Origin of the sequence: Paenibacillus sp. FSL K6-2393 (genome assembly GCF_038002545.1) — a bacterium.
In the GTDB taxonomy this organism is placed as follows: Bacteria; Bacillota; Bacilli; order Paenibacillales; family Paenibacillaceae; genus Paenibacillus.
Window position 1 is genome coordinate 924,010 of record NZ_JBBOCU010000001.1, and the last position, 16,652, is coordinate 940,661.

General features: G+C 45.1%; 14 protein-coding genes and 1 riboswitch. Of the genes, 10 read left to right on the forward strand and 4 right to left on the reverse strand.

Annotation, left to right across the window (positions count from 1 at the left end; translation table 11 throughout):
- Nucleotides 1–129 precede the first annotated feature (129 nt).
- Entirely contained in the window at nucleotides 130–495 is a 366-nt protein-coding gene (locus MHI14_RS03870; RefSeq protein ID WP_165980421.1) for a MerR family transcriptional regulator, read from the forward strand.
- A 43-nt stretch (nucleotides 496–538) separates the two neighbouring features.
- Here the strand turns inward: MHI14_RS03870 and MHI14_RS03875 are convergent, their stop codons facing one another.
- Nucleotides 539–1,213 carry a VOC family protein gene (locus tag MHI14_RS03875; protein ID WP_341129905.1) on the reverse strand — a complete coding sequence of 225 codons (675 nt, stop codon included), beginning with the start codon at nucleotides 1,211–1,213 and terminating at the stop codon, nucleotides 539–541.
- A gap of 21 nt (nucleotides 1,214–1,234) precedes the next feature.
- Nucleotides 1,235–2,116, reverse strand: coding sequence for a LysR family transcriptional regulator (locus MHI14_RS03880; protein ID WP_341129906.1), 882 nt, complete (start codon nucleotides 2,114–2,116; stop codon nucleotides 1,235–1,237).
- A 168-nt stretch (nucleotides 2,117–2,284) separates the two neighbouring features.
- On the opposite strand from MHI14_RS03880, the gene MHI14_RS03885 reads away from it, so the two are divergent.
- Entirely contained in the window at nucleotides 2,285–3,481 is a 1,197-nt protein-coding gene (locus tag MHI14_RS03885; RefSeq protein ID WP_341129907.1) for an MFS transporter, read from the forward strand.
- Between the two features lie 27 nt (nucleotides 3,482–3,508).
- Here MHI14_RS03885 and MHI14_RS03890 read toward each other — a convergent pair whose 3' ends face one another.
- Nucleotides 3,509–4,477, reverse strand: a complete 969-nt coding sequence (locus MHI14_RS03890) for a helix-turn-helix transcriptional regulator (protein WP_341129908.1) — start codon at nucleotides 4,475–4,477, stop codon at nucleotides 3,509–3,511.
- 87 nt (nucleotides 4,478–4,564) lie between these two features.
- On the opposite strand from MHI14_RS03890, the gene MHI14_RS03895 reads away from it, so the two are divergent.
- The 8 genes from MHI14_RS03895 to mmuM all read left to right on the forward strand — a co-directional run bounded on the left by MHI14_RS03895 (nucleotide 4,565) and on the right by mmuM (nucleotide 14,164).
- Nucleotides 4,565–5,008, forward strand: coding sequence for a VOC family protein (locus tag MHI14_RS03895; protein ID WP_091038410.1), 444 nt, complete (start codon nucleotides 4,565–4,567; stop codon nucleotides 5,006–5,008).
- 249 nt (nucleotides 5,009–5,257) lie between these two features.
- The gene (locus MHI14_RS03900; RefSeq protein WP_206105822.1) at nucleotides 5,258–5,782 is read left to right on the forward strand and encodes a VOC family protein; all 525 of its coding nucleotides are present in this window, start codon (nucleotides 5,258–5,260) and stop codon (nucleotides 5,780–5,782) included.
- 553 nt (nucleotides 5,783–6,335) lie between these two features.
- Nucleotides 6,336–7,241, forward strand: a complete 906-nt coding sequence (locus MHI14_RS03905) for a methyl-accepting chemotaxis protein (protein ID WP_176873120.1) — start codon at nucleotides 6,336–6,338, stop codon at nucleotides 7,239–7,241.
- A gap of 149 nt (nucleotides 7,242–7,390) precedes the next feature.
- Entirely contained in the window at nucleotides 7,391–9,103 is a 1,713-nt protein-coding gene (locus MHI14_RS03910) for a spore germination protein (protein ID WP_091038413.1), read from the forward strand.
- 39 nt (nucleotides 9,104–9,142) lie between these two features.
- Nucleotides 9,143–10,243 (forward strand): spore germination protein, encoded by a 1,101-nt coding sequence (locus MHI14_RS03915; protein WP_133387205.1) that lies wholly within the window; start codon nucleotides 9,143–9,145, stop codon nucleotides 10,241–10,243.
- Nucleotides 10,240–11,442: a Ger(x)C family spore germination protein gene (locus tag MHI14_RS03920; RefSeq protein WP_091038415.1), complete on the forward strand. Its 1,203-nt coding sequence runs from the start codon at nucleotides 10,240–10,242 to the stop codon at nucleotides 11,440–11,442. Before MHI14_RS03915 ends, MHI14_RS03920 begins: the two co-directional genes overlap by 4 nt.
- 70 nt (nucleotides 11,443–11,512) lie before the next feature.
- Nucleotides 11,513–11,614: riboswitch (SAM riboswitch) on the forward strand.
- Nucleotides 11,615–11,706: 92 nt separating this feature from the next.
- Nucleotides 11,707–13,119 (forward strand): S-methylmethionine permease, encoded by a 1,413-nt coding sequence (mmuP, locus tag MHI14_RS03925; RefSeq protein WP_091038417.1) that lies wholly within the window; start codon nucleotides 11,707–11,709, stop codon nucleotides 13,117–13,119.
- Complete coding sequence (gene mmuM / locus MHI14_RS03930) at nucleotides 13,097–14,164, forward strand: homocysteine S-methyltransferase (protein WP_445670327.1); 1,068 nt, start codon at nucleotides 13,097–13,099, stop codon at nucleotides 14,162–14,164. The genes mmuP and mmuM overlap by 23 nt, the downstream gene beginning before the upstream one ends.
- A gap of 83 nt (nucleotides 14,165–14,247) precedes the next feature.
- Here mmuM and MHI14_RS03935 read toward each other — a convergent pair whose 3' ends face one another.
- Nucleotides 14,248–16,650, reverse strand: coding sequence for an ABC transporter permease (locus MHI14_RS03935; RefSeq protein WP_091038420.1), 2,403 nt, complete (start codon nucleotides 16,648–16,650; stop codon nucleotides 14,248–14,250).
- Nucleotides 16,651–16,652 lie beyond the last annotated feature (2 nt).

The following is a 16,652-nucleotide window of genomic DNA, read 5'->3' on the forward strand; positions in this document are numbered from 1 at the left end:
ATTGAAATCTCTCCTCATATCTATATTGGTGAGAGTAGGGTATAAATTATATCTCCATCTGTCTCACTATGAGGATTGTAAACTATGAAGTATACTTTATAGCAAGAAGAAGAAACGGGGGAAATCCATATGAAGATTAGTGAAGTAGCGAACCATGTAAACCTTCCGATATCCACGATTCGTTACTACGAGAAAATAGGTATTATCCCGGATGAACATATGCTGAGAGATCATAATAACTATCGAATATATGCGCAGAGCATTATTCAGCATCTGGACGTGGTCAAACAATGTTTAGCTGTTGGTTTTACGATCCATGAGATCCAATCTATGATCTCTAAACATGGGTTTTCAAGTAATGATCAAGCAAGCATTATCCAAGCGAAAATATCAGAAATTGAAGAAACACAAAAACAATTAGAGAATTCCAAACAAAATCTGTACGAAATTCTTAAATCGGATATCACGTGTGAGGAAGGTTTTGGTAAGTATTAAGCCGGAAGTCCCTCTTGAGGTTTTCATTCAGTACGTTCTTACATCATATCGATTCAATCGTATACATATCGTCCTGTATACGCAGATTACCGGGCTGCCCAGTTTCCACCTTTACCTCTGTAGCAAATACACCAGGCATACGCCCGTCTGGGAACCAGGGCATCTGTTTATCAATGACAATAAACATGCCTTCTGCATCACCGGTGGGGGAGAATTGTTTTCCGTCCCCGGCAAATGGTTCAAGTTGATAATGCTCATTCAATGTGTTCATTGTCTCAGGAACATCATCGACAGGTAGACCGATTTCACTAATACATAACAGATGCTTCGCTTCGAAAGCTTCATCAACTGCATTATCGAGTGAATGGTGAGCGATAAATTCCATCAAGTTGCCGCTTGGATCATAGAAATAGAAGGCTGTTGCATCCCAGTAGGGGAAATAATATTCATCCTGTCCATCTTTGGAGAGCAACGGAATGTTACGGTCTTGAGCCCACCTTTTTGCATCAGCAAGTTTATTCGTTGGAATCGTAAATGCTACATGATAGTAGGGCTTCTCTTGTTCTGCCGCCTTCTTGAAAGATAGTACCGAGTTCCCCGCACGAAATGAAACGCATGTTGCACTATCCTCCACAAGCTCCAATTCCAGTAGTGTACCGTAAAACTCCTTTATGGCATCAATTTGATGTGTCAACAAACCAACTTCTCTTATTATCATTTCAATATCCTCCTTTTAATCTCACCTTTGATTGAAATACTCGATTGTTTTCTCAATAAATGCCTTGGCCGATTGCGTCAGGTAACGGTCGGAGCGATGGATAATCTCAAAGTGTCGGTATGGCGGATCGTCTGTAATTCGGATGCAACGTAGCGTGGGCTCATTCATGGCTTTGATCAGAGGATAAGGCAGCAGTGTTCCTCCGACGTTGGCTTTGACCAAGCTAATGATGGAGGTTGCCGAACTGGTCTCCATGATGGTATTTAGGGTGAATCCATATTTACGGCAATAGCCATCGACCAATTCTCTGCCCGTAAATCCTTCGGGGAACATCACCGTTTGGATATCACGTAACTCCTGAATTTCAATTGTGCTTCGTTCAGCCCAATCATGATTCTCGGAAACGACGAGTACATATTCTTCACTGCACAAAGGAATGCGCATAAGCCGCCTATCAGGGGCAGACGTGATCTCGATGCCGATGTCGACTTCATTTTCCAACACTTGATTTACGACATAGATCGAAGAGATAACCTTCAATTGCACCTTGGGGAATCGAGCATGAAAATCAACGAGCAGCGGAGTGATACGGTAATCCAAATCGGATGGAAGAACACCAATAACCAATCGTCCCCGCTGATCATTGCGAAATTCAGCCAACGCATCTTGGGTATTCTGTAAATGCCGGATCATCTGTACACAGTGCTCCAGAAACAGAGTGCCTGCCTGGGTCATCACAATTTTTTTGCCGACACGGTCAAACAAAGGAACACCAAGTTCATCCTCTAACCCACGTATTTGTTGACTCAACGTAGGTTGAGATATGCCAAGTTTCTCAGCTGCCCGTGTAAAATGAAGCTCCTCACACACTGTAATAAAGTTTTCCATTTGACGAATCTCCATAAATTCACCTCTAATCATTGGTTTTAGTAATCATTTTAATAGAAACAATAGTATTGTTCAATCATTCTAATGATCCTATACTTAATCGTGTACCACCCGAAGATCTTGTCATTAACAATTGGGATCTTTGGTGAAGGCAACGATACTACTACCATGAGGTGATCCATAATGAAACTTTTTTATATTGTACTGGCGCTTATTCTTGCTTCACTGAACTTAAGACCACCGATTACTTCCATTTCTCCTCTGATGAGTACCATACAGAATGATCTGGGTTTGAGTGGCATGACCGCCAGTCTGTTAACTACACTACCGGTATTATGTATGGGCATATTCGCTCCATTCTCTGTAAGACTAAGTAGAAGGTGGGGGAACGAAGGTGCCATTGTGCTGGCTTTAATCCTTATTGGGATAGGTACGGGATTACGATTGTTCGTAGGCGCAACTCCGTTGATGATGTTCACTTCTTTTCTGTCAGGTGTAGGGATTGCATTGGCAGGGCCGCTGTTGTCCAGCTTCATTAAGCAGTATTTCCCTAACCGAGTGGCAGCCATGGTCGGCATCTACTCTACAGCGATGGTGATGGGGGCCAGCATTAGTGTGGGATTATCGGTTCCGCTCCAGCATACGCTAGGTGGATCTTGGAAAGGTTCTTTGGCTACATGGGCATTACTTGCAGCCATTGCTTTGCCGATCTGGTTAAAATTAGCTTGGTCTGCGCGTACAGAGCGACAATCCGGACAAACTTCGTCTGTCATTCATGCAACACTTCCGGTGAAGAACAGGCGTGCATGGGTGCTGACACTGTTCTTCGGACTGATGGCCGCGATCTTCTATTCATTAACCGCCTGGCTTGCGCCAGCCATTCAAAGCCATGGATATAGCCAAGAGACTGCTGGCAACATCCAAACGTTATTTACATTGATATCACTGCCCTCAACGTTATTCATTCCCATGCTTGTACACCGATACCAAAAACGTGTCTTCTGGCTTGTTGGATGTGCGATGTTGGAGTTAACAGGTGTCCTGATGCTGAATCTCTCTGTCAGTCCGTGGCTCGCGGCGATCCCGCTCGGTATTGGTGCAGGTGGACTGTTCCCGATTGCACTCATGTTGCCAATTGATGAGACAAACAATGCTCAGGAAGCTAGCAGCTGGTCGGCTATGACTCAATCTGGTGGCTACATTCTTGGAGCACTTGGGCCGCTGGCGATTGGTTGGCTCCGCGATCTAACAGGCAGCTTTGTGCAAGCATTTTATGGTTTGGCTATCATCATTGTGTTGCAGATTATCGTTCAATTGGCTATTGGCAATAAAAAAAGCTCAAAAGTTATTGATCATGAGCAGGAGCTAAAAGGTATTTAAAGTTAAATGGATATAGAAATATGACTTTTATACATGATCCAACAAGTCCAGATAGTACTGCCTTAAAGCTTTCTGTAAGATGACGGGCTCTATAATCTTAATCGATTTACCATAGCCCGCAAGGTATCTCACTATGAAATCAAGCTCGTGAGGTTCATACGAACCGACAAGATACATGTATCCCATCTTCTCGATGATCTGCATAGATGGGAAATGTTCTTGCTGGAATAGCTCCATCCCGGCTTCATCAATCAGGCATTTGAATGGAATTGCTTGTTCCGATGGTTTCCATAGAGATTGGGCATCCTGTGAATAGAGTTCCTTTACATGAGTTAAAGGTTCAATCTCTGTTGTTTCGGCTGAAATGATGCGGTCGCAGCGGAATACACGATAAGCTTGTTTATGCAGATCATAGGCCTGACAATACCAGTAGCCTTTCCTGGCATAAAGCGTGATGGGTTGAATGGTGCGGATATTGGTGTTTACAGAAGATGGCCTTTGATCAGAGGATCTACGCTGATTAGCGTACGTAATCTGGATCACTATATTCTGAACAGCAGCCATCAACAGAAACTCCAAATGTGCACTGTCGCGGATCTGCTCGGTATGTTGGAAGTAAACCCGGTGTTGGATGTTCTCAATATCCTGTCGTTGCTTGTCGGATAACGCGCTCATAAATTTCTCATGAATGGTACGGAAAGAGACTTGAAAGGGTAAGCTGGAGAAGCTGCGGAGAGCCTGCATCGCAAAATAAAGGGCATGAAGCTCACCCGTATTAAACGAAATGGGAGGCAGCTGCATCTGCTGCAGCAGACGATATCCGCCGTAGCGTCCATATTCGACATAGATGGGCGCACCTAACTCTTCCAATGAAGCGATATCTCTTAACGCGGTTCGTTTGGAGATCTGGAACTCCTGCATGAGATCTTGCAGAGTGAACTGTTGTTTTTGATTAATGAAGCGCAGCATCTGGTTCATACGTTCTGATTTTTTCATATCAAACCCTCTTAATGGTGCCATGGATTGGCACCTTTCGTTGTTATAGTGATAAGTGTAATCCAATAGGAACAAGGAGGCAATATAATGAATTTTGAAGTGATACCATTTTTGTCGATGAACGGGGATGCGGCGGCAGCCATTGCTTTTTATGAGGAGTTTCTGGGCGCCAAGGTGATATTTAAGAAAAGTTATAAAGAGATGAAGGAAATGAACCCAGGTTTCGAGTACCCTGCCGGTCAAGATGAGTATATTACACATTCGGTGCTGGAGATTGGGGTCAACAAAGTCATGATTGCGGAAGAAGCAATGGATACGGAGAGAGCATGGCAATTGGGGAACAGCACGTCACTATGTATTCAATCCAAGGATAAAAATACAATCGATCAACTGTATCATTCTCTGATGCATCATGAGGGCGTGAAGGTACTGGTACCTTACGAGCAAAATGAATTCAGCCCAGGTTATGGCATTGTACGGGACCCATTTGGCATTGCGATTCAGCTATGTGTAACTGTGCACGATTTTTAAAATGAGTTCAGGCCCCCGGTTAAGCACTCGGTATGTAAACCTGTAACTAACTTAAAAACATCAAAGAAAGAAGAGCCATGGATATCATGTGCTCTTCTTTCTTGGGTTTCTATCAAGGTTGTTTGCACAACCATCAGGATAAGTGAGACAGCTCGATGGTTATAGCGGACCTCTTTTCGTGTAAATCATATAGGTACGGATGTCGCTGTGTACAAGCAAGTTCAATGGATAAAGGAAAGAAGGGATAACATGATTACGAGAGGAATCGACCATATTGGAATAACTGTACCGGATATGGAGCAGGCGACACTATTTCTACAACAGGCGTTTGGAGCTCAACTTGCCTATGACCATATAACGCCGGATGATCCCCCACAGGAAGGACCTGAGGCAGAGCGTAAATTAGGACTGCGTTCAGGAGCAAAGGTTATTCATATTCGGATGTTATCGCTCGGGGAGAGTGCCAGTATAGAGTTATTTCAGTACGCGAATACAGCGCAATCAGAGCCAGTTAGGGCATCGGATTACGGATTGCAGCATATGGCGTTGTACGTGGACGATATGCAAGAAGCTGCACGACACTTCAAGGAAGCGGGCGGGGTGTTGCTAACAGAGCCTGGGGCGTTGACCGGTTATATTGAAGGCGGAGAAGGCAATCAGTTTGTGTATGGAAGGACACCTTGGGGGATGCTGATCGAGCTGATCTCCTATCCTGCGGGCATTCAGTATCCGAATCACAGTGAAGCGAAGCGCTGGACACCACGAAAAAAATAATAAAGATGAGACTGGATAAGAAACAGGACGATGCACGACAAATCGTTCTGTTTTTCTTGTATATAGGGGCTAAACGGTTACTAAAAAAACAGAAATTATGTTACAAATACGTTACAAATACTGAAGTGTATACCTCTTTGCCTTATGTTACGATACGTACAAGTAGATACAGAGATATTTTACGGATAAGATAGTTAATAACGTCTCTTTTCTGGACGATGAACATGCTCCGAAAGTATGTTGATGGAAGCCTTTTATCCAGGATATTGAAGAAACATTGAAACGAAGGAACAACTATATATTTTGACTGAACAGGTTTGCAATAAAGTGCAGGGATACTACTACAGCAAGCCATTGTCAGCGGATGAGGTGGAGCAGATTTTCTTTTGAAAAAATAAATAACAACAGGTGATCCAAAATGCTGTAAATCGGGTATCAATAGTAGAGCCATCTAGAAGCTGATGGATACATATGTTGTTATGATCGTTTTTTGCTAGTTAAAGCTGTCTATTATGGAATGAACTGTGGGGGTTATCAAGTGTCTATATTAGATATGGAAAAGAAAGATGTTGTCACCGATGCAATGGTCATCAAGGCGATGGAGAAAAGTCTTGCTATCATTCGATTCGATCTGGATCGCCGGGTAACCTACGTGAATGAAGTCTTTGCCCAGACGATGGGATATACGGTAGATGAGATGTATGGCATGAAGCATCAGCAACTATGCTTCGGTCAATTTGCAAATACCCCGGACTATGATGCTTTTTGGAATAGCATCTTTAATGGGGTCAGCTTCCAGGACAAGGTTGAACGCAAGGATGCAAAGGGGAATTCCGTATGGCTTGAGGCGACGTATATGCCGGTGTACGATGAGACGAATCAGAAGATACTGGGTGTCTCCAAAATCGCCACCAACATTACCAACCGTCAGAACAACATTTCGGTCGTAGTGAATGAGCTGAAAACGATGTCTCACGAACTAAATGGGCAGGCAGATGTAGGCATTGAACGCAGTCAGGAGTTAATGTCCAGTATCTCCTATATCTCAGAGGTGTCGGCTACTAACCGTGCAACGCTGACTCATTTGCAAGAACAGGCCGGATCGATTCAGGGCGTGGTACGAACGATACGCGAGATTTCGTCTCAGACGCAACTGCTCGCGTTGAATGCTGCCATTGAGGCTGCACATGCAGGAGAATTTGGACGAGGATTCGATATCGTGGCCAAGGAAGTTAAGAAACTATCCGCAATGGTGGAGAGTTCGATTAATGAGATTCGTGATAGCGTTACCGGAATAACGAAGGAGATTGGTAATATCACAGGCGGTACCAAAAAAGTAGAAGAATATGTGGAGCAGAGCCAGAAGCAGATTGAGATCGCATTGAATGATTTTACAGCAATTGCTGCTTCAGCTCACTTGTTGGATGCCAAAGCGGAGCATGTGACCAGAATCGTATAATTATAGAGCAAATAGTGGTTCCTAATACAGGAACCGCTTTTTTTTGTCGTTTAGTACACAAAAAAACGGGAATTATTGTGATCAAACGGGGACACAATACTTGGGAATACCTGCAGCTTTGTCATGCAGAGAAATGTTGGGGTGGGAACATGTGGTCAACAATTGTATCCTACGTGCCGGATTGGTCCATATGGATTCAGGCATTCTTGGTCTTCATCATTCCAATTGGTATTACATTGAGCACACGCTGGATCAATGCTGCCATTAAGCGCGGAAGCTTCTCTCGCTCGAAGCAATCGTCCGTATCCTCGAAGGATATCTCGCCAGCAGCCAAAGGGCAGGGTGAAGGGACCGAAACAGGCCACTATGCCAATATTAAATTAACCGAAAAGTACAGCATAAATCTGACGAGTGTGAAAGAAAGCTTTGGTCTCAATGCAGACGTGCATATTCGGGAATTTATTATTAGGGGAACGAATACACGGGCTGCGGTGATCTATACCGAAGGCTTGGTAGATCAGGACTTAGTTGATGATCACTTGATTACACCGTTGATGTTCGAAGGTGTTCCTCTACTTAAGCAGGAGGGTTTCCTTCATCCAGACAACGCACACTTACTGTCGGCATATCTGCAAGATCAATTACTTCCTGTCAGTCTGGTTGAGGAGACGAAGTCCCTCCAAGAACTCGCAGTTGGTGTGTTGTTTGGGAAAAATGCACTGCTGGTTGATGGTTTGCCGGGTGCTTTATTAATTGGAGCTCATAAGATCAAAACACGTGGTGTAAATGAACCCCTGTCAGAGGGGCTGCTTCGTGGGCCACGTATTGGTTTTACAGAGCAATTAAGCGATAATACAGGCATTTTGCGTCGTTATGGAAGTGATCAGAGCCTGTTTATTAAGAAGTATGAAGTGGGTTCACGGATCAAAAAAGATTTGGCGATAGCCTATATTCAGGATATTGCCGATCCCAATCTCGTGGCTGAAGTATGCAAGCGAATTGAAGAGATGGATATGGATTCGATGTTGGAATCAGGTTATGTGGAACAACTCATCGAAGACAGTACCCTGAGTCCTTTTCAACAGGTACTGAATACGGAAAGACCGGACCGGGTGATGGGTGCCCTTCTGGAAGGTCGAGTGGCAATTTTGTTGGATGGAACGCCGTTTGTATTAATCGTACCAGTGACCTTTAGCATGTTGCTTCAGTCTCCCGAGGACTATTATGAACGCTGGATTCCCGGAACATTTTTGCGAGTGCTACGTTTTATGGCCGCGATGCTGGCATTGCTTGCTCCTGCGCTCTATATCTCGTTTATTTCGTTCCATCCGGGTCTTATTCCAACGAAGCTGGTATTGACGATTATTGAAACGCGGACAGGCGTGCCATTTCCTTCGATCATTGAAGTACTGATCATGGAACTTTCGATTGAGATTCTGAGGGAGGCAGGGATACGGCTGCCTAAACCAATTGCGCCAGCGATGGGTATCGTAGGAGGTCTGATTATTGGCCAAGCAGCGGTGCAAGCGGGAATAATAAGCCAATTCCTGGTCATTGTCGTTGCGGTAACAGCCATCTCTTCCTTTACGATTCCGGTCTATAGTGCGGGATTAACGCTAAGAATTCTGCGATTTGCCGCTATGTTCAGCGCAGCCGTACTTGGATTGTTTGGCGTGGTTATGTTCTTTCTGCTTGTGTGTACACATCTGGCACGACTCTCAAGCTTTGGCGTACCTTATGTTGCACCAGCGGTACCTTATCACATGAATGAATGGAAGGATTTTGTTATCCGTGCACCGCTAAATATGATGAGAATGCGTCCCAAGATGACTAATCCGATAGATGATGATCGGAAAAAATAAATGGAATTCCATCTACTGAAGGTCTGGAGGTGAACTAAAGTGAATGGCTCCCAAGGAAAGCTAACCACGACACAGGCCGTTGTAATTATTGTCAATTACATGCTTGGTGCCGGGATATTGACGTTGCCTCGAACGACTAGCAAAGCTGTCGGAACACCGGATGTCTGGATTTCCATTATCCTATCTGGATTCATTATCATAGGTGTCGGAATAATTCTGGTTACACTGTGTCGCAGATTTCCGGAGAAAACCGTCTTCCAGTTCACTCGTGAGATTACGGGCAGCTGGATTGCTTACATACTGGGATTGTCTATGATTATGTATTTCATAGTGATTGCCGCATTCGAAATCAGAGTTATGGCTGAAGTAACCGGGATGTATCTACTCGAACGCACCCCCACCTGGGCAATTGTGATGGTCTTCATGTGGATCGGTGTATATATGATCTCAGGCGGGCTTGGCGTTATCGTACGCGTGTTTGAGATCATCCTTCCGATTACGATTATTATATTTGTGATTGAAATTTTGCTTAGTAATCAGCTATTCGAGATAGGCAATTTGAGACCCGTGCTCGGTGATGGGCTTATGCCCGTTTTCCATGGGTTGAAGCCTTCACTATTATCTTATACAGGCTATGAGGTGATGTTAATCATGACTGCCTATATGAAAAATCCGAAAAAGAGCAATAAAGCGATGACCTGGGGGATACTCATATCCACTATTATCTACTTGATCACGGTCGTGATGGTTATAGGCAGTTTATCGCTCGATGGCATCAAAACTCGAACCTGGCCAACGTTGGATTTGGTAAGGAGCTTCGAAATTCAGGGTCTGATATTCGAGCGTTTTGAATCCTTATTGCTGGTCATCTGGATTATGCAAATCTTTTCGACTACAGCTATTACACATTACTGCGCTTCGGTGGGTATTCGTGACTTGTTTCGTTCCAAAAAAATCAAAGGCATCATGTACGGCCTGCTTCCGTTCATTTATCTGACAGCAATGATGCCCAAAACCGTGGATGATACCTTCAAACTAGGAGATATGCTGGGCAATGTGTCCGTATTTTTGTTTGGCATTTTACCTCTGGTACTACTGTTGTTAAGTCTGATTCGCAAAAAAGGAGGCAAGCATGCATGATTACATTCCGTATGTTGTTACGCTTAGCCACTGTATTATGCATTCTCTTAACGATATCCGGATGTTGGAGCAGTCGGGAGATAGAGGATCTAAGTGTCTACGTCGGTCTTGGGATCGATATCGGCAAAGAGACGGAATTTGAGAAAGACATCGCTAATCAGGGAGGAGCGTATTCCAAGCAGAACAATTTGACGGCCACGGTACAGATTGCTCCCGGTAATTCCAGCAGTCAAAAGAGCCAACAATCCGGTTCGCCTTCTTCTGGTAAAACGTCCTATTCCAATGAACAGCTTACCGGAGATTCCTTGCTGCAAATCTTTCGTCAGTTTGCACTGAGGCGAGATCACCCGCTCATCGGACATCATCTGAAGGTCATCGTTGTGTCCAAGGATATTGCCAAAAAGTATGGTCTGGATCAGCTGCTGGATTTTGTACTTCGGGATAACGATATTCGCCCTAACTGTCTGGTGTTGATTAGCCATCATCGCGCTGTTGATGTACTGACTTCAGATGATCCTTCCCGGATTCCAGCATTTTATCTGACAGGCATTACCGGTAATTCGTACTTGTCCAATAAAATCCTGGACCCCGTTCTACTCTCCAAATTAGATGCACAAATGCAATCTGGTTCCAGCTTCTTGCTCCAAAATGTACTGAACTCCAATGGAGAGGACAAATTCTCCGGTGCCAGTATCTTTGATGGGAAAACGACCAAATTCATCGGGGAACTCAGCCAAACGGATCTAGAAGGGCTATCGTGGATCAGACCTAAAGAAAAAGGAGGCATCTTGAAGACATACAATAAAGCGGGATTCACCGTGGTATATGAAATGAAAAAGAAAAAAACAAAAATAATTCCAAAAGTGGTTGGCGATGATATTTCATTCCATGTGAAGACTGAATCCGAAGGTTGGTTGATGGAGGATTGGCGTGCTCCCGAGGAAGAGGAAAAAGGTGCTTATCTCAGAGAATTGGAAAAAGAATTTGCTGAACTGGCCGAACAACAGATTCGACAGGTGTTATACAAACTTCAGCATACCTATAAAGTAGATGTTGCGGATTTTCGGGATAGCTTGCGTATCAAAGAACCCAAAACATGGAAAAAAGTCAAAGACGATTGGGATAAAATTTTTAGCACCGTGCCGATCACGTATGAGGTAAAGACCACCATCACCAATCCGGGGTCTTCCACCGAATAGCGAGGTGTGCCATTTATTATTTAAATGTTGACACATTCATGATAGATCGCTATATTTATAAAAAATCATTTTCTTATCCAGAGAGGTGGAGGGACTGGCCCTTAGAAACCTCAGCAACAGATCTGAAGGATACTGTGCTAATTCCAGCGGGTGAAAGCCTGATAGATAGGAGCGTTTGTTTTTATTTGTCAGTAACGGCGCACTCTTTAGGCAGAGTGGGTCTTTTTTGTTTTTTCTGGATGAAGAAGTAGGGGAGCAGCAGGTATGGAGAACAACAACGACAAAGGGCATTTTCAGCGGAAAATGCAGGCACGGCATGTGGTCATGCTCTCTCTAGGAGGAGTCATTGGAACGGGATTATTCCTCAGCTCAGGGTACACCATTCAGCAAGCGGGACCACTGGGAACCATTCTGTCCTATCTGATCGGAGCCATTGTTGTATATCTGGTGATGCTCTGTCTTGGTGAACTGTCTGTTCATATGCCAGAGACGGGAGCATTTCATAGTTATGCAGCCAAATATATCGGACCGGCAACAGGCTACACGGTGGCTTGGTTATACTGGTTAACCTGGACTGTTGCGCTTGGCTCCGAATTCACAGCCGCCGGATTGCTGATGCAGCGCTGGTTCCCATCGGTCAACGTATGGATATGGAGTGCGCTCTTTGCACTGATGATCTTTCTGTTCAACGCTTTAACAGTGAAATTATTTGCGGAATCCGAGTTCTGGTTCTCATCTGTAAAAGTAGTGACTATCGTAATCTTCATTATTATCGGTGGCGCAGCCATGTTTGGTATCATTCCCATGGCGGATTCTGAACCGGCTCCATTTCTATCAAATATTACTGCATCCGGGTGGTTCCCTCATGGGGCTACAGCGATATTGATGACTATGCTTGCTGTAAACTTTGCCTTCTCAGGCACCGAGTTAATCGGCATTGCCGCCGGTGAGACGGAGAATCCGGAAAAGACGATACCAAAGGCTATTCATACAACGCTGTGGCGTTTGGTTATTTTCTTCATCGGAACGATTGTTATCTTGTCGGCCTTGCTGCCCATGTCGGATGCCAGTGTACTGGAAAGTCCGTTTGTAGCGGTAATGGAGCGGGTGGGAGTACCCTATGCAGCAGACATTATGAACTTTGTTATTCTAACGGCGATTCTCTCTGCTGCCAATTCGGGCCTATATGCATCTTCACGGATGCTCTGGTCTCTGGCTGATAAAAAAACAATCTCTCCGTGGTTTGCCAAACTGACCAAACGCGGGGTACCGCTGAATGCACTTCTGATCAGTATGGTGGGTGGTGCACTAGCTTTGCTGTCCAGCATCATTGCACCAGGTACCGTGTATATTACTCTGGTCTCCATCTCAGGTCTGGCTGTCGTTGCGGTATGGATGAGCATCAGTGCCTCCCAATACATGTTCCGCAGACAATATATCCGGGAAGGACATGCGGTCAAAGATCTGGTCTACCGCACACCACTGTATCCGGTGGTACCAATTGTTTCATTTATATTATGCCTAGCTTCATGCATAGGTATTGCCTTTGACCCGACACAGCGAATTGCGCTGTATTGTGGGGTTCCGTTTATCGCAGTATGTTACGCTGCTTATTATCTGACAGAACGTGTGAATAAGAAAAGAGGACAAGTACATGACGCAAGCACAACAGACTAACCCCATAGAACAGATCCTGCGTGAACATCCGGTCATGATTCTGGATGGAGCGCTGGCAACGGAACTTGAACAGCATGGATGTGATCTCGATGATCCACTATGGTCTGCTCGTGTGTTGCTTGAGAATCCGGATGTTATTGTTCAGGTCCATGCAGATTATTTTCGAGCAGGAGCCGACTGTGCGATTACATCCAGTTATCAGGCGACGGTGGATGGTTTCCGCAAGAGAGGGATTGATGAACAGGCAGCACTGGAGCTGATCCGCAAGACGGTGGAACTGGCTGCACAGGCGAGAGATGACGTGTGGGCAGAAGTGCAGGACGGTTTAGTAGGGAGAGAAAGCTCGACAGGTCGGCTTATAGGAGTTCCTTCGGTACGTTCCGAGACCGTGGAGAATGAGGAGCATATAACAGATCGTACAGGGGATCGCGAAGAAGACAGTCTTCGTCCACGTCCAATTATTGCCGGGTCCGTTGGACCGTACGGCGCCTATCTGGCGGATGGTTCAGAGTATGTGGGACATTACGGCGTGTCGGATGAGACGCTTGCCGCATTTCACCGTCCACGTATGGCGGCGCTGATTGAAGCGGGTGCTGATATTCTGGCGTTTGAGACGATTCCTTCCCTGCAGGAAGCACAGGTGCTGGTTGATGTACTGAAGGAGTTCCCTCATGCGTATGCTTGGTTATCTTTTTCTTTAAAAGACGGGACAAGCATCAGTGAGGGCACACTGCTTGAGGTATGTGCACAGACGTTTGGCTCCGAGCCGCAGATTGCAGCGATTGGCCTGAATTGTGCTCCCATGGAAGTGGTGACGGAAGCAGTGGGTATTTTGAGCCGTACCAGCGATAAACCTGTTATTGTGTATCCGAACTCGGGAGAAGTATATGATGCAGCAACGAAGACGTGGAGCGGACAGGGTACATGTGGCAGTATGAGTGATGCTTCGGAGCAGTGGGTTGCTGCGGGCGCAAAAATTATTGGTGGCTGTTGCCGTACTACGCCACATCAGATTGGTGCACTTGCGAAGAAGTGGCGGAAATAGTTCATATGAATAAAACAAGCCCTTCCACCTCCTATAGAGGTATGGAAGGGCTTGTTTTATTGTGTTAAGGCATCCTTATTACATTATTCGATAACCAGCATACGTGGGGATGCTTCCCGAATGATTTGCGAAGAGAACCATGAGCCAAGACTGGCTGCAATGATGCTTAGACAGGTGAACAGTACCATTCCACCCCAATGCAGGATCAGTGGAAGTTGTACGATACCATAACCGGAAAGGACCATTTCGAGTAGAAGAGGCAGCAGATATACGCCGACGAAAATACCCAGTATGGCTCCCACGGAGGACAGTATGAACATTCCCATGGTGAGCGACAACCGGATTTGGCGAGATGTCATTCCCAGCGATTTGTATATCCCGTACGTTCTGCTTTCTTTACGGATATTGATTCTACAGGTACTGAAAATAATGATGAATGTCACAATGATAAACAGCAATCCAATCAGGCTCATCGGGTAGATCAGGATGTTAGCAGCTTCCGCGTAAACCGAATCAAGCAATGTCTTCTGAGTAACTACCGAAGCAAAATCTTTAAATTGCTCATTTAATTCCGAGGCAACCTTATCCGCTTGTGCCGTATCGTTCACATTGATGAAGATAACATCGAATTCACTATAACCCGGGTTCACACTTCTCATGGCATCAATGGTGATTCTGCCTGAGACAGACATGTTGGCGATCGCCTGATAGATGCCTGTAATGAGGAAGGTACGCTTTTCTCCTTCAATATAGATATCGATAAGATCACCGAGATCTTTATTTGATGTTTTGGCTACACTTACACCAATGGCAATTTCATTCGCATGTTGTGGGTTAACCCCTTTTAACGTTTCGAACCCAAGTTCCTGATAACTCCCGTCCAGTACACTCAAGTTGAGACTGATGGATTGGCCCTTCACTGTTGCCGAAGACTCCAGGCTAATTACACCCGTTGTGTTCCCTTGCCAGCCTGCATTGTTAATCCTTGAATCCTCTTCTAACGTTTGTTTCAATTCAATCTTTGGAAAGTTACCTTTGTTCACGACTACTGCTGCGATATTGGCATTGTCATACCCCCATTTAGCTGCTGTCTGTTCAATTCCGGTTATACTGGTCAGCAGAACATAACCCAGAACAAGTACGGAGGAAGCCATGGTGGTTAGCAGGAGTGTTAGAACAGAGCTTTTGGTGTTTTTGAACACATGTCGGAATCCAAGCACGGCGGTCACAGGCAGTCGTGTGAACCCGATCCAGTGCGCCAATGGCGAATTCATTTTGCCAGCCATCCGGCTGTGATCTATCTCCGACATACCATAACGAATAGCCTGCACGGGCTGTATGTTGCGTGCCTTTTTGGCATATAACACAGTGAACAGAATCACTAGAGCAAATAGTAGTACGCCGGCCAGTATGGCCGCATCCAATCCTTGGACTGGAAGGTTCTGATTCCCCACTCGAAGAGAGGATACAGAAATATTAATGATCCATTTGGATATCCATATACTGAGTGCAAGTCCGGGGATAATGGCTATGATGGATAACAATGCATATTGAATAACATAGGTGCCTATCGTTTTTCGGGAAGTCAGACCTAGTGATTTGAGGATTCCTATCGTTCTGTAATTGGCCAGGATGGCATCCGCAATCGTAAACCCGATGGTCATCATGGCGATAGAGAGCATGACAACACCCATGAATATCATGATAAATCCAATAACCTGATTGATGATCAGATAAAAAGAGGCAATGGCCTCGAACTCCATTTTGGATTCTAGAAACGGAATACCTGTCTCACGATTGTATCGTTCCCAATACACCGAATTCATGCTGTAATCGTTAAAATGGATGCCCATCATACGATTCTCGTTGCCAGCAAGTGTAGCGAGATCATGTTGATAATCGGTAGGATTCATCCAGACCCGTGCTGTATTGGAGAATGGTGCCCCGTATGGTACATCGATTACAATGCCCGATACATTCAGATTCAGCGTACTTGAGCCGGTTTTGAAGCCAATGGTATCACCTACCGAAATATGATAGGTATTTGCCATGGACGTTGGAATCCAGACGGAGCCTTGTTCGGGAACTGTGTTGGGCGTCCCGCTTGAGAAAATTAGTTCATCCACACCCCATGGCGGCGGAGGCGTATTAAACATGTACAGGTAGATGTTAGGGATGTGAGTTTCATTCAAAATGATGCCTGACAATGTACGATACGTTAGCAAAGGGGACACCTGAGCTCCATCCTGAGAAGCCCACCAGTTGTGCACAGCGTCAGGGTCATTGAGCCCTTTTTCAAACGTCAGGATCTGATGAGATCCATGGGTTCGGGTATGCATTTCATAAAACTGATTGCCTGTGTTCGCCAGAATGACAATAGCTGTAGATACAAGAAGTGTCGAGAGTAGCAGGAGCAGCGCAATCAACGCATTTTGTATTTTGTTCCTACTCAGATACGACAAGCTAAGTTTAAACATGACAGCCATCG